General features: G+C 66.5%; 10 protein-coding genes. 7 read left to right on the top strand and 3 right to left on the bottom strand.

What is annotated here, in order from left to right:
* The first annotated feature begins 44 nt into the window (after positions 1–44).
* Both OB2597_RS13130 and OB2597_RS13125 read left to right on the top strand, forming a co-directional pair.
* The gene (locus OB2597_RS13130; protein WP_009806065.1) at positions 45–1,274 is read left to right on the top strand and encodes a hypothetical protein; all 1,230 of its coding nucleotides are present in this window, start codon (positions 45–47) and stop codon (positions 1,272–1,274) included.
* A gap of 3 nt (positions 1,275–1,277) precedes the next feature.
* Positions 1,278–3,836, top strand: coding sequence for a peptidoglycan -binding protein (locus OB2597_RS13125; protein ID WP_009806064.1), 2,559 nt, complete (start codon positions 1,278–1,280; stop codon positions 3,834–3,836).
* A gap of 222 nt (positions 3,837–4,058) precedes the next feature.
* Here the strand turns inward: OB2597_RS13125 and OB2597_RS13120 are convergent, their stop codons facing one another.
* The 3 genes from OB2597_RS13120 to gloB all read right to left on the bottom strand — a co-directional run bounded on the left by OB2597_RS13120 (position 4,059) and on the right by gloB (position 8,297).
* Complete coding sequence (locus OB2597_RS13120; protein WP_009806063.1) at positions 4,059–5,033, bottom strand: M23 family metallopeptidase; 975 nt, start codon at positions 5,031–5,033, stop codon at positions 4,059–4,061.
* Positions 5,033–7,363, bottom strand: coding sequence for an ATP-dependent Clp protease ATP-binding subunit ClpA (gene clpA, locus OB2597_RS13115; RefSeq protein ID WP_009806062.1), 2,331 nt, complete (start codon positions 7,361–7,363; stop codon positions 5,033–5,035). The genes OB2597_RS13120 and clpA overlap by 1 nt, the downstream gene beginning before the upstream one ends.
* A 169-nt stretch (positions 7,364–7,532) precedes the next feature.
* Positions 7,533–8,297, bottom strand: coding sequence for a hydroxyacylglutathione hydrolase (gene gloB, locus OB2597_RS13110; protein WP_009806061.1), 765 nt, complete (start codon positions 8,295–8,297; stop codon positions 7,533–7,535).
* Between the two features lie 63 nt (positions 8,298–8,360).
* Here gloB and OB2597_RS13105 point away from each other — a divergent pair, with 63 nt between their 5' ends.
* The 5 genes from OB2597_RS13105 to atpD all read left to right on the top strand — a co-directional run bounded on the left by OB2597_RS13105 (position 8,361) and on the right by atpD (position 14,082).
* On the top strand, positions 8,361–9,116 hold the full coding sequence (locus tag OB2597_RS13105; protein WP_009806060.1) for a class I SAM-dependent methyltransferase: 756 nt from the start codon (positions 8,361–8,363) through the stop codon (positions 9,114–9,116).
* Between the two features lie 524 nt (positions 9,117–9,640).
* Positions 9,641–10,207, top strand: coding sequence for a F0F1 ATP synthase subunit delta (locus OB2597_RS13100; RefSeq protein ID WP_009806059.1), 567 nt, complete (start codon positions 9,641–9,643; stop codon positions 10,205–10,207).
* A complete protein-coding gene (gene atpA / locus OB2597_RS13095; protein ID WP_009806058.1) occupies positions 10,207–11,745 on the top strand; it encodes a F0F1 ATP synthase subunit alpha in 1,539 nt (512 codons plus the stop codon). The genes OB2597_RS13100 and atpA overlap by 1 nt, the downstream gene beginning before the upstream one ends.
* 12 nt (positions 11,746–11,757) lie before the next feature.
* Entirely contained in the window at positions 11,758–12,639 is an 882-nt protein-coding gene (locus tag OB2597_RS13090; RefSeq protein ID WP_009806057.1) for a F0F1 ATP synthase subunit gamma, read from the top strand.
* Between the two features lie 18 nt (positions 12,640–12,657).
* Positions 12,658–14,082, top strand: coding sequence for a F0F1 ATP synthase subunit beta (gene atpD / locus OB2597_RS13085; protein ID WP_040609333.1), 1,425 nt, complete (start codon positions 12,658–12,660; stop codon positions 14,080–14,082).

The raw sequence follows: 14,082 nt of genomic DNA, 5'->3' as shown, positions 1-14,082 counted from the left end.
ACCCGTAGTTTGACACCGAATTTCCAGTGTCAGGAGCTGTCCGCATGGACCAGCCGGACCGAGAGGCCGCGCCGCAATTCTCACAGCCCGTCCGTCAGGTCATCCTGATGCTGATCGCCCTGGGGCTGTCCGTCACGGCGGGGTTCTTCGCCGCGCCGAGCGTCCTGCCGATCTTCGAGGCCAACCCCTATCTGAACGGTCTGATCGCCTTCGTCTTCCTCGTCGGGGTGATCGCCTGTTTCTGGCAGGTGGCGCAGCTGGTCGCCTCGGTCCGCTGGATCGAGTCCTTCGCCCGTGGCACGATCGAGGCCGAGGGGCGGCGCGCGCCGCAGCTGCTGGCCCCGCTGGCGACGCTGCTGCGGTCGCGGAACAAGCGGATGCAGCTCTCCTCGACCTCGACCTCGTCGATCCTCGACTCGGTCGCGACCCGGATCGACGAGGCGCGCGAGATCACGCGCTATCTGGTCAACCTGCTGATCTTCCTCGGCCTTCTCGGCACGTTCTACGGCCTTGCGACGACGGTGCCGGCGGTGGTCGACACGATCCGCAGCCTCGCCCCGCAGGAGGGCGAGCAGAGTCTCGACGTCTTCAACCGGCTGATGCAGGGGCTGGAAAGCCAGCTGGGGGGAATGGGCGTGGCCTTCGGGTCGTCGCTGCTCGGGTTGACGGGGTCGCTGGTCGTGGGCCTGCTGGAACTCTTTGCCGGGCATGGTCAGAACCGCTTCTATCGCGAGCTCGAGGAATGGCTGTCGACGATCACCCGGATCGGCCTCTCCAGCGCCGAGGGCGAGGGGGGGACCGACACGCAGGTGCTCTCGGCGGTGATCGATTCCATGAACGAACAGATGGATGCGCTGCAGCAGATGTTCGCCAGTTCCGACCTGTCGCGGACCATGGTCGATGAGAAGATGGGCCACCTGGCGGACAGCGTCGAACGGCTGATCCACCGGATGGGGGATCACGGGCCGCTCAATGATACGTTGCTGCGGGTCGCGCAGGGGCAGGAAGAGCTGGTCCGGCACATGTCCAAGGAGAGCAGCGGCGAGGGGCTCGACGCCGAAAGCCGGATGCGGCTGCGGTCGATCGACGTGCAGATGCTGCGCATCCTCGAAGAGATTTCCGCCGGTCGGGAAGAGACCATGGCCGAACTGCGCACGGATATCGCGGCGCTCAATCGCACGCTTTCCACCGCCGCGCAGCGGCAGGCCCAGGGTCAGCCACGGCCCCTGGCCGCCTTCACCGGCGGCACCAGGACCCCGGAGAAAGGGAGCTGACGGATGGCCCTGTCACGCCGCGCCGGCAACCGGTTCCAGGGCTCGATCTGGCCGGGCTATGTCGATGCCGTCACCGGCCTTCTGATGGTGCTGACCTTCGTGCTGACCATCTTCATGGTGGTGCAGTTCGTGCTGCGCGAGACGATCACCGGACAGGAAAGCGAACTCGACGAGCTGACCTCCGAGGTCGCGGTGCTGAGCCGGGCGCTGGGGCTGGAGCGCGAACGCTCGGCCGAACTGGAACAGTCTCTGGGGTCTGCCACGGCATCGCTCGATCAGGCGCGGGCCGATCTGGCGGAGCAGTCGGCGCTGATCGCCTCGCTGACGCAGCAGCGGGCCGAGCAGGACCGGGCGCTGGAACAGGCGCGGGCGCAGATCACCAGCTTCGAGGCTCAGGTCGCCTCGCTTCTGGCCGAGCGGGACGCGGCGCGTGGAACCGTGGCGGAACTGACCGAGGAACGCGACACGCTGCTGTCGGATCAGGAGGCGCTGCAACTGGCCCTGGCCGAGGCGCGGGACGAGATCGACGCGGGCGCCGAGGCGGCGCGGCTCGCTGCAGCCCGGCGCGAGGCGCTGGAGGCGATGATCGCCGATCTCGAACGGCAGGCGGCCGAGAGCGAGGAGACGCGCGGCGCGCTGGCGGCCCGTGTCGAGGATCTGGAAGCCTCGCTCAGCGAAGAGGAACAGGCCCGGCTGGCCGAGGCGGCGGCAGCCGAGGCGTTGCGCGAACGTCTGAAGGATGCGGACGCAGAGCTGACGGCGATGACCCTGGCGCTGGAGGAAGAGCGGAAGCGGGCGGAAGAGACGTTGACCATGCTGGCGGCGGCCGAGGAGGTGCAGGAGGATCTCGACCTGCAACTGGCGGCCGCTTTGCTGGAGCTGGACGAGACCGAAGCCGCGCTCAGCCGGTCCGAAAGCGATCTGGACCAGACGCGGGACCGGCTGGAAGAGGCCGAGGAGGGGCGCCAGGTCACCTTCGGTCAGCTCTCGAGGCTCGAGGCCCAGTTGGCTGCCGCGCTGGAACAGGTCGAGAACCGGGATGCGCGGCTATCGGAGCTTACCGCGCGGATCGGCGTGCTGGAGCGCGCCATCGGTCTTGCGGAAGACGAGATGGCGCAGTTGCGGTCGGACAGTGCGGCCGAGGTGGCGGCGCTCAATGCGGCGCTGTCGGAGGAAGAGCGCGCGCGCCGGTCCGCCGAAGCCTCGATCGCGACGGCGCGCGAGGAACGGGACGCGGCCCGGGCGACGCTGGAGGAGACGCGGGCGGCGGCGGCCGAAACCGAAGCCGGCCTGAGAAGCGAGCTTGAGCAGGCCCGGGCGGATCTGGGGGGGCGGCTGGACGAGATCGACGAGGCGCAGCTGCGGCTTGCCGCGCTCGAGGCGGCACTGGCCCGGGCACAGTCCGAGAACGAGGGGCTGCAGGACCGGCTGGCCGGTGCGCTGGACGCCGAGGATTCCGCCGAGGCCCTGCGTCAGGACAAGGCGGCCCTGGAGTCGGCCCTTGCCGAGGCGCAGTCGGAGGTTGAGGCGGGTGCTGCGCGGATGTCGACGCTGGAGAACCGGATCGTACGGCTCGAGTCGCTGGTCGACCGGATGACCGGAGAGCGGGACGCCGCGCAGGCGGAGGCGGAGACACGGGTCGCCGACCTGCAGGAGAGGCTGGCCGCCGCGTTGGCGGCGCAGAAGGCGGCGGAGGCTGCCGAGGTCGATCGCGAGGACCTGCGGCGGCAGCTTGCCGCGGCGCTCGCCGCCAAGCTCGAGGCCGAACGCGCCGCTGAAGAGAGCATGTCCGAGGCGGAACAGCGCGCGGCCCTGCTGCGGCAGGCGACCCAGGAACTGGAGAGCGAGCAGGCCAGCTCGGCCGATGCGGCGCGGCGGACGACGGTGCTGAACCAGCAGGTGGCACAGCTGCGGGCGCAGCTGAGCAGCCTGCAGGCCTTGCTCGACGACTACAAGGATCGGGACGCGGCGAACCAGGTTCAGATCCAGAGCCTCGGCTCGGACCTGAACGCGGCGCTGGCGCAGAAGGCGGCCGAGGAACGTCGCCGGCGCCAGCTGGAAGAGGCCGAGCGCAGGCGGCTGGAGGCCGAGGCCGAGCGGCTCCAGAAGTACAGGTCGGAATTCTTCGGCCAACTGCGCGACGTCTTTGCCGGGCAGGAGGGGGTCAAGATCGTCGGCGACCGGTTCGTCTTTTCGTCCGAGGTGCTCTTCGATCCCGGACAGGCCGATCTGTCGGAAGGCGGGCAGAGGCAGATCGCCGGTATCGCCGCGACGCTGCGGTCGCTCGCCGACGAAATTCCCGAGGGCATCGACTGGGTTCTGCGGGTCGACGGGCACACCGACGACGTGCCGCTCTCGGGCCAGGGCGAGTTCCAGGACAACTGGGAACTCAGCCAGGCCCGCGCGCTGTCGGTGGTGCGCTACATGGAAGATTTCCTGGGCTTCCCGCCCGATCGGCTGGCGGCCAACGGCTTTGGCGAGCACCAGCCGATCGCTTCGGGCGATTCCGAGGCGGCCCGCGCGGCGAACCGGCGCATCGAACTGAAGTTCACCGAGCGGTAGGCGTCGACGCGGTGCCTTCGAGCAAGGCGCCGCCCTCTGCCGGCCGTCGTGCTCGGGCTTGACCCGGGCCTTTCGCCATTGGTTATTTGTGTCTCGCCCGACGCGTTTTCTGGTGGCGGATCACCGTTGGCAGCGACGCGAGCGGAAGCGGCCGATCCCCGGGTCTAGTCCGAGAATGACGGCGATGCGGACAGGACCGGCGGTGACCGGCGCGCGGCAGGTTCACTCCACGATCAGCGTGGCGACCTCCTCCGACACGGGCGTTCCGTCGCGGATCAGCGCGATGTGACCGGAGTATCTCCCGGGAGAAAGGGGTGAGCGCAGACGCTTGCCGCCGGCGCGGTAGAACTGCGCCTGATCCTTTTCCAGCGTCTGTTCCGTCTCGAAGAAGGTGCCTTCGGGTCCCTCGATCCGCAGGGTCATCACGTCGCCGGTCCGGCCGCCGAAGGCGTAGCCCCACAGGACGAGTGCATCGGCGTCACGGGCGAGCCTCTCGACGGCCGCGGCGCCGGCCTTGACCGTCTCGTAATCCGGCACCCCCGTGGCGAAGCCGGCCGCCATGATGGCGCCGGGCTGATAGGTGATGTCGTCGATCCACATCGTCCGCGCCTCGCCGGTCCGGCAGGCCGCCGGGTCGCCGTCGGGGGTAAAGGGGTCGACCGGTTCGCCGTCGTGCCGGACCGAGATGTGCAGATGCGGGAACTGGGTTCGTCCGGAGAGGCCGATCCGGCCCAGGACGTCGCCCGTCTCGACCAGCTGGCCGGACCGGACGCGGACCGTGCCGTTCATCAGGTGGCAGTATTGCGTTTCCCACCCGTCGCCATGCTGGATGACGACCCCGTTGCCGCAGTCGCGCCCGTCGATGCGCGCCTCGTCCTGCGGGGTGTAGACCCTGTCGATCATCCCGTCGCGCACACCGCGCACGACGCCGGGGGCGGCGGCGTGGACATCGACACCGGCGGTCATCGCCCGCAGCGACGGCAGCCCGAAATCGGTGCCCTTGTGGGTGTCATAGCTCAGCCCGGCGCAGGTGAAATCCCGCGCGCCGGGGCCGGGGTCGCGGTCCATGTAGTTCTGGATGAAGCAGGTCTCGCCCAGCGTGCAGTCGACCGGCATCGCCAGGCGGGGTTCGGCCCCGGCCGGCAGACACAGAAAAAGGGCGGGGATGATCCCCGCCCCTTTGAATAGCTCCGGCATCACTCGGCGGTCAGCAGCGGTGGCTTGTTGCCCGAGAGCCGCGGCTTGTCCGGCCCGTCGATCTTCAGGTCGATCTTGCCGTTCTTGACGCCGACCCGGACCACGCCGCCCTTGGAGAGCTTGCCGAAGAGCAGTTCCTCGGCCAGCGGCTTCTTGATGTTCTCCTGGATCACGCGGCCAAGCGGGCGGGCGCCCATCTTGTCGTCATAGCCCTTCTCGGCCAGCCATTCCGCGGCGGGGGTGGTGAGCTCGATCGTGACGTTGCGGTCCATGAGCTGCGCCTCGAGTTGCAGCACGAACTTCTCGACCACCTGCAGGATGGTGTCCTTGGGCAGCGGCTGGAAGCTGATGACCGCGTCCAGGCGGTTGCGGAATTCCGGCGTGAAGGTCCGTTCGATCGCGGCGGTATCCTCGCCCTCGCGGCGGTCGCGGCCGAAACCGATGGCCGACTTGGCCAGTTCCGAGGCGCCCGCGTTCGAGGTCATGATCAGGATCACGTTGCGGAAGTTCACCGTCCGGCCGTTGTGGTCGGTCAGCTGGCCGTTGTCCATCACCTGCAGCAGGATGTTGTAGACGTCCGGGTGCGCCTTCTCGATCTCGTCGAGCAGGAGAACGCAGTGCGGATGCTGGTCGACGCCGTCGGTCAGCAGGCCGCCCTGGTCGAAGCCCACATAGCCCGGAGGCGCGCCGATCAGGCGCGAGACGGCGTGCTTCTCCATGTATTCGGACATGTCGAAACGCAGCAGTTCCACGCCGAGACTGTCGGCGAGCTGCTTGGCCACCTCGGTCTTGCCGACACCCGTGGGCCCGGCGAAGAGGTAGTTGCCGATCGGCTTTTCCGGTTCGCGCAGACCCGCGCGCGCCAGCTTGATCGCCGAGGACAGGCTCTCGATGGCGAGGTCCTGACCGAAGACGACGCGCTTGAGCGTCTGTTCCAGATCCTTGAGCACCTCGGCATCGTCCTTGGTGACGTTCTTCGGCGGGATGCGGGCGATCTTGGCCACCACGGACTCGATCTCCTTGGTGCCGATGGTCTTGCGGCGCTTGGATTCCGCGATCAGGTGCTGGGCCGCCCCGGCCTCGTCGATTACGTCGATGGCCTTGTCAGGCAGCTTGCGGTCGTTGATGTAGCGCGCGGAGAGTTCCACGGCGGTCTTGATCGCATCCTGGGTATAGCGGATCTGGTGGTGATCCTCGAAATAGGGCTTGAGGCCCTGAAGGATCTTGATCGTGTCGTCCACCGAGGGTTCGTTCACGTCGATCTTCTGGAACCGGCGGGACAGCGCGCGGTCCTTTTCGAAGTGCTGGCGGAATTCCTTGTAGGTGGTCGACCCCATGCAGCGCAGCTTGCCGCCCTGAAGCGCGGGCTTCAGGAGGTTCGAGGCGTCCATGGCCCCGCCGGAGGTCGCGCCGGCACCGATCACGGTGTGGATCTCGTCGATGAAGAGCACGGCGTCCTCGTGATCCTCGAGTTCCGTGACCACGGCCTTGAGCCGTTCCTCGAAGTCGCCGCGATAGCGGGTGCCGGCGAGCAGGGCGCCCATGTCGAGCGAATAGATCGTGGTGTTGGCCAGGACCGAGGGGGTCTCGCCCGAGACGATCTTGCGCGCCAGGCCCTCGGCGATGGCGGTCTTGCCCACGCCGGGATCGCCGACGAGCAGCGGGTTGTTCTTGCGGCGGCGGCAGAGCACCTGGATGCAGCGTTCCACCTCGTGCGCGCGGCCGATCAGGGGATCGACGTCGCCGTGGCGGGACTTGGCATTCAGATCCACGCAGTACTTGGCCAGGGCGCTTTCCTTGCCGTCGCCCTCGGGCGCGGCGGCGCTGGCCTGCTGGGCGGCTTCCTCTTCCTCGGCGCCGGTGACGGGACGGTTTTCGCCGTAGGCCGGGTCCTTGGCGACGCCGTGGGCGATGAAGTTCACCGCGTCATAGCGCGTCATGTCCTGTTCCTGCAGGAAATAGGCCGCGTTGGATTCACGTTCGGCGAAGATCGCCACCAGCACGTTGGCGCCGGTCACCTCGGTCCGGCCCGAGGACTGGACATGGATCGCCGCGCGCTGGATCACGCGCTGGAAGGCCGCGGTCGGCACAGCTTCGGAGCCGTCGACATCGGTGACGAGATTGGACAGGTCGTCCTCGACAAATTCCAGCAGGGTCTTGCGGAGGTCCTCGACTTCCACCGAGCAGGCCTTCATCACGCGGGCCGCGTCGGGTTCGTCGATCAACGCCAGGAGGAGGTGTTCCAGCGTCGCGAATTCATGGCGCCGCGCATTGGCCAGGGCCAGGGCAGCGTGGATTGCCTGTTCGAGCGTATTCGAGAATGAGGGCACTCGCATGCTCCTTTTGTATGGGGTTGGAGCGCGGGGGGCGGGCCCCGGCATCAACCATGGCCTCATAGCTTTAAAGTTTGGTCGATTGTCCCCGGTCTTCAAGGGTTTTCTTGGGCGAACTGATCACATTTATCTGCTTGACGGTGTTTGGGCCGCAGATTGCGCCGATTCAAAAGTTGTCTTTCCGCTTGCGAACCTCGGCGAAGATATCCACAGGCGCGGCGCCCTCCATCCCCACGGCCTTGGCGACCTGGGGTGTGTCGCAGCGCAGGAAGGGGTTGGTCTTCAACTCCTCGGCCAGGGTCACCGGCACGGTCGCCTCGCCGGCGTCGCGCTGCGCCTGGACCTTGTCGGCCCGGGCCAGCAGGTCGGGGTTGTCCGGCTCGATCGAGAGGGCGAATTTCATGTTCGCCAGCGTGTATTCGTGCCCCGAGTATATCAGGGTCTCGGGCAGAAGGGCGGCGAGTTTCTGTAGCGTGGCATGCATCATCTCCGGCGTGCCCTCGAAGACCCGGCCGCAACCCCAGGACATAAGGCTGTCGGCGGTGAAGATCACGCCGGCCTCGGGAAAGTGGAACGCCATGTGGCCCAGCGTATGGCCGGGCACGTCGAGAGGCACGGTATAGGCCTCGCCCTCGCCGCCGTTCATCCCCTCGCTCAGCGCCATGTCGAGCGGGGGAAGCTTGTCCTCTTCCGCCTTCGGACCCATCACCCTGAGCCCGGGAAAGGCGGCCTTGAGGTCGTCCGTTCCGGCCGTGTGGTCGCCATGGTGATGGGTGATCATCAGCACGTCCGGGGTCCAGCCGCGGTCCTTCGCGGCGGCGATCAGCGGCGCGGCCTCGGGCGCGTCGATGATGCAGACGCCGTCAGGCCCCTTGACGAGATAGGCATAGTTGTCGGAACGGCAGGGAACGGTGACGATATCGAGGGGCATGGCCAAGAAAACCTTTCGGTTGCTATTCTCGGATCATCGAAACCCAGACGGGGACGAGTTGCAATGCACCTGGACGTGCAGGACCTGCGCAATTTCTATTACCGCTCGACCGTGGGTCGCGCGGCGCAGACCCAGGTGCGGGCAGAGTTGCTGCGCCTGTGGCCCGAGGCGCATGGCCAGACCGTAGCGGGCTTCGGCTTTGCCGTGCCGCTGCTGCGGCCCTACCTGGCGGACAGCAAGCGGGTGATCGCGCTGATGCCAGGACCGCAGGGCGTGATGAACTGGCCGCAGGGGATGCCGAACATCTCGGTGCTCAGCGAAGAGACGCGGTGGCCGGTCGAGACGGGGCATGTCGACCGGCTGGTCGTGCTGCACGGGCTCGAGACGTCCGAGAACCCGTCGGACCTTCTGGAGGAATGTTTCCGCGTGCTGGGGCCGGGGGGCAAGGCCGTGTTCATCGTGCCGCACCGCGCGGGGCTCTGGTCGCGGTCCGACCGGACGCCCTTCGGCTACGGGCGCCCCTACAGCCAAGGCCAGCTCGAGGCGCAGCTCAAGCGGCATTCCTTCCTGCCCGAGCGGCACGTCCATACGCTCTACCAGCCGCCTTCGCACAAGCGGTTCTGGCGCAAGACCGCCCCGTTCTGGGAAAAAATGGGCAAGAGTTTCTCGATGATCCTGTCGGGCGGCGTGCTGATGGTCGAGGCTTCCAAGCGCGTGCACATGCCGAGCGGGCCGGGCGAGCGCGTCAACAGGCCCTCGAGGCTGAAAGTGCTGGAGGGGCTGACCCGCCCCGCGGCCGAACCGGCCCGCAAGGTCTGACCGGCCCCGGGTGCGGGGTCGCGGCCGTCACGGGCCCGACGATCAAGATGCTTTCCTGATCGAACTTCGGTCAGTCCGAGCAGACGGACCGTGCGTATCATGTCAGCCTGCGTCGCGTCCGCGACCTTTGCCAGCCCGATGGTCCTCGCCGGGCGACGCACAAGGTGGCGCGAATTGCCGCAGGTCCCGCGGTCCGGGACGGTTTGTTCGCGTCAACCCTGCGCTGTGCCATGCCGGCGGCAACGTGAACATCGCCAGGCCGGGACGGCGCCCAAGCCGGGGAATCGCAAACCCGGTTGAGTTTGCGCATGACCGCCGATCGGTCCGCCGCCTTCGTGTGGGCAGGGCAATCGGTGCAAATCGCCCCTGTTTTCAGCCCGTTCCAATATGGCTTCCAAGCGGGTTGATAGGTTCACGGGCCTCTGCTAAACCCACGCCGATTTTGCCGCTTTGGCCTTGGCCGAGGCCTAACGCCCCCTGCCTGTGCTTCACTCGCGCCGAACGGGGCCAAGACTATCGGAAGGGTGGACGTGTCCGAACCAGCTTCGATCTCCTCCGGCATCGCGCAACGCTATGCCACAGCGATTTTCGAAATCTCCCGCGACAACAACGATGTTTCCGCTCTTGAAAGCGGCGTGGATGATCTGTCCGCGGCGCTGGACGACAGCGCGGACCTGCGCGACCTGATCCATTCTCCGGTCTATTCGCGCGAAGCTCAGGGCAAGGCGATCTCCGCCCTGGCCGACAAGATGGGCCTGCCGCAGGTCCTGAAGAACAGCCTGGGCCTGATGGCCGAGAAGCGGCGCCTCTTCGTGCTGCCGCAGCTCGTCGCGCAGCTGCGCGAACTGATCGCGACCGAGAAGGGCGAGGTCACGGCCGAGGTCGTCAGCGCCAAGGCCCTGACCAAGACCCAGGAAACCAGACTGTCCAAGGTTCTGTCGGCGCAAGCCGGCAAAGAGGTCAAACTGAACACTTCCGTCGATGAAAGCCTCATCGGCGGTCTTATCGTAAAGGTGGGCTCGAAGATGATCGACACGTCGGTCAAGTCGAAACTCGCTTCCCTCCAGAATGCCATGAAAGAGGTCGGATAATGGGAATCCAAGCAGCCGAAATTTCTGCGATCCTGAAGGAGCAGATTTCCAACTTCGGACAGGAAGCCGAAGTTGCAGAAGTGGGCCGCGTGCTCAGCGTCGGTGACGGGATTGCCCGCGTCCACGGCCTGGACAGCGTGCAGGCCGGTGAGATGGTTGAGTTCCCCGGCGGCATCCGCGGCATGGCGCTGAACCTTGAGACCGACAACGTCGGTATCGTGATCTTCGGCTCGGACCGGGACATCAAGGAAGGCGACACCGTCAAGCGGACGAACTCGATCGTGGACGTTCCCGCGGGCGAGGGCCTGCTGGGCCGCGTCGTCGACGGCCTTGGCAACCCGCTGGACGGCAAGGGCCCGATCGAGGCGTCGGAGCGGCGCATCGCCGACGTCAAGGCGCCGGGCATCATCCCGCGTAAATCCGTGCACGAGCCGATGGCCACCGGCCTCAAGGCCATCGACGCCATGATCCCGATCGGCCGTGGCCAGCGCGAGCTGATCATCGGCGACCGCCAGACCGGCAAGACCGCCGTGGCGCTCGACTCTATCCTGAACCAGAAATCGTATAACGACGCCGCGGGCGACGACGAGAGCAAGAAGCTCTACTGCGTCTACGTCGCTGTCGGCCAGAAGCGCTCGACCGTGGCGCAGCTGGTGAAGAAGCTCGAGGAAACCGGCGCGATCGAATATTCGATCGTCGTGGCCGCGACCGCCTCGGACCCGGCGCCGATGCAGTTCCTCGCGCCCTATGCGGCCACCGCGATGGCCGAGTACTTCCGCGACAACGGCAAGCACGCGCTGATCATCTATGACGACCTCTCCAAGCAGGCCGTGGCCTATCGCCAGATGTCCCTGCTGCTGCGCCGCCCGCCGGGCCGCGAAGCCTATCCGGGCGACGTCTTCTACCTCCACTCGCGGCTGCTCGAGCGGTCGGCGAAGCTGAACGAGGAGAACGGCGGTGGCTCGCTGACCGCGCTGCCTCTCATCGAGACCCAGGGCGGCGACGTGTCGGCCTTCATCCCGACCAACGTGATCTCGATCACCGACGGCCAGATCTTCCTGGAAACGGAACTGTTCTACCAGGGCGTCCGCCCCGCTGTGAACACCGGCCTTTCGGTGTCGCGCGTCGGCTCTTCGGCGCAGACCAAGGCCATGTCCTCGGTCGCCGGCCCGGTGAAACTGTCGCTCGCCCAGTACCGCGAGATGGCGGCCTTCGCGCAGTTCGGCTCGGACCTCGACGCGGCGACGCAGCGCCTGCTGAACCGCGGCGCCCGCCTGACCGAACTGATGAAACAGCCGCAGTATTCGCCGCTGACAAACGCCGAGATCGTCGTGGTCATCTTCGCCGGCACGAACGGCTATCTGGATGACCTCAAGGTGTCCGACGTGGCGCGGTTCGAGACCGACCTTCTCAAGTTCATGCGGAACGAGAAGAAGGACGTGCTGGACTGGATCACCAACGAGGATCCGAAGATCAAGGGCGAAGCCGCCGACAAGCTGAAGGCCGCGATCGACGAATTCGCAAAAGACTTCGCCTAAGGGAGAGCTCTCATGCCTTCTCTGAAGGACCTAAAACTGCGGATCGAGTCGATCAAGTCGACCCGCAAGATCACCAAGGCCATGCAGATGGTGGCCGCCGCGAAACTGCGGCGGGCACAGGAAGCGGCCGAGAACGCGCGGCCCTATGCGGAACGGTTCAACGCCGTTCTGGGCCAGCTCGCCGCCTCGGTCGGTGGCTCGGATTCGGCGCCCCTGCTGCTGCGCGGCACGGGGAAGGACGACGTGCATCTGCTGGTCGTCATGACGGCGGAACGTGGTCTCTGCGGCGGCTTCAACTCGAACATCGTGAAACTGGCGCGCCAGAAGATCTCGGATCTCAAGGCGGCCGGAAAGACGGTCAAGATTCTGACGGTCGGCAAGAAGGGCCGCGAACAGCTCAAGCGTGACCACGCGGACAGCTTTGTCGGTCATGTCGACCTGACCGAGGTCAAGCGCATCGGCTATGCCAACGCGCAGGACATCGCCAAGGATCTACTGGGCCGTTTCGAAGAGGGCGAGTTCGACGTCTGCACGATCTTCTACTCGGAATTCGAGAACGTCGTGACCCAGAAGCCGACCGCGCAGCAGATCATCCCCGCCTCGTTCGAGGCCTCCGAGGATGAGGATGCCGGCGCGACCACGCTCTACGACTACGAGCCCGACGAGGAAACGATCCTGGCCGACCTGCTGCCCCGCGGCGTGGCGACCCAGATCTTCGCGGCGCTGCTGGAAAACGGCGCATCCGAACAGGGTGCACGGATGTCGGCGATGGACAACGCCACGCGCAACGCGGGCGAGATGATCGACAAGCTCACGATCGAGTACAACCGCTCGCGTCAGGCCGTCATCACCAACGAACTGATCGAAATCATTTCGGGCGCGGAAGCGCTCTAACGGAACCGGAGACGAAACATGGCAAACGCAAAAGGCAGAGTGACCCAGGTCATCGGCGCCGTTGTGGACGTGCAGTTCGACGATCACCTGCCGGAGATCCTCAACGCACTGACCACCGACAACAACGGCACCAAGCTGGTTCTGGAAGTGGCGCAGCACCTTGGTGAGAACACCGTGCGCACCATCGCGATGGACGCGACCGAAGGTCTGGTCCGCGGCCAGGAAGTGACCGACACCGACGGCCCGATCTCGGTGCCGGTCGGCACGGCGACGCTGGGCCGCATCCTGAACGTGATCGGCGAGCCGGTCGACGAGAAGGGCCCGGTCGAGGCGGACGAATTCCGGCCGATCCACGCGCCGGCCCCCGACTTCGCCGACCAGGCGACCGAAGCCGAGGTCCTCGTGACCGGCATCAAGGTGATCGACCTGCTGGCCCCCTACGCCAAGGGCGGCAAGATCGGTCTCTTCGGCGGTGCCGGTGTGGGCAAGACGGTTCTCATCCAGGAACTGATCAACAACATCGCCAAGGTGCACTCGGGTCTGTCCGTGTTCGCCGGTGTGGGCGAACGGACCCGCGAGGGCAACGACCTCTACCACGAGATGATCGAGTCGGGCGTTCTGACCCCGGACAACCTGCCGGATTCCAAGATCGCCCTGGTCTACGGCCAGATGAACGAACCGCCGGGTGCGCGCGCGCGGATCGCCCTTACCGGCCTGACGCTGGCGGAACAGTTCCGCGACGCGACCGGGACGGACGTTCTGTTCTTCGTCGACAACATCTTCCGCTTCACTCAGGCGGGCTCGGAGATGTCGGCGCTTCTGGGTCGTATTCCCTCGGCCGTGGGCTACCAGCCGACGCTGGCCACCGACATGGGCGCGATGCAGGAACGGATCACCTCGACCAAGAACGGGTCGATCACCTCGATCCAGGCCGTCTACGTTCCCGCGGACGACCTGACCGACCCGGCGCCGGCCACGACCTTCGCCCACCTCGACGCGACGACGGTTCTCAACCGTGCGATCTCGGAGCTTGGCATCTACCCGGCCGTGGACCCGCTCGACTCGACCTCGCGTCTCATGGACCCGCAGATCGTCGGCGAGGAACACTACCAGGTGGCCCGTGACGTGCAGGGTATCCTTCAGCGCTACAAGTCGCTGCAGGACATCATCGCGATCCTCGGGATGGACGAACTGTCGGAAGAGGACAAGCTGACCGTGGCCCGCGCCCGGAAGATCCAGCGCTTCCTGTCGCAGCCGTTCGACGTGGCGAAGGTCTTCACCGGCTCGGATGGTGTGCAGGTTCCCCTGGAAGACACGATCGCGTCGTTCAAGGCCGTGGTCGCCGGCGAGTACGACCACCTGCCCGAAGCGGCCTTCTACATGGTCGGCGGCATCGACGAAGTGAAAGCCAAGGCCGAGAAGCTGGCCGCGGAAGCGGCGTAA

It is taken from the genome of Pseudooceanicola batsensis HTCC2597, assembly GCF_000152725.1.
Lineage (GTDB): Bacteria > Pseudomonadota > Alphaproteobacteria > Rhodobacterales > Rhodobacteraceae > Pseudooceanicola > Pseudooceanicola batsensis.
The sequence above is the reverse complement of the archived record's forward strand: the minus strand, read 5'-3'. Positions and strand labels throughout refer to the sequence as shown.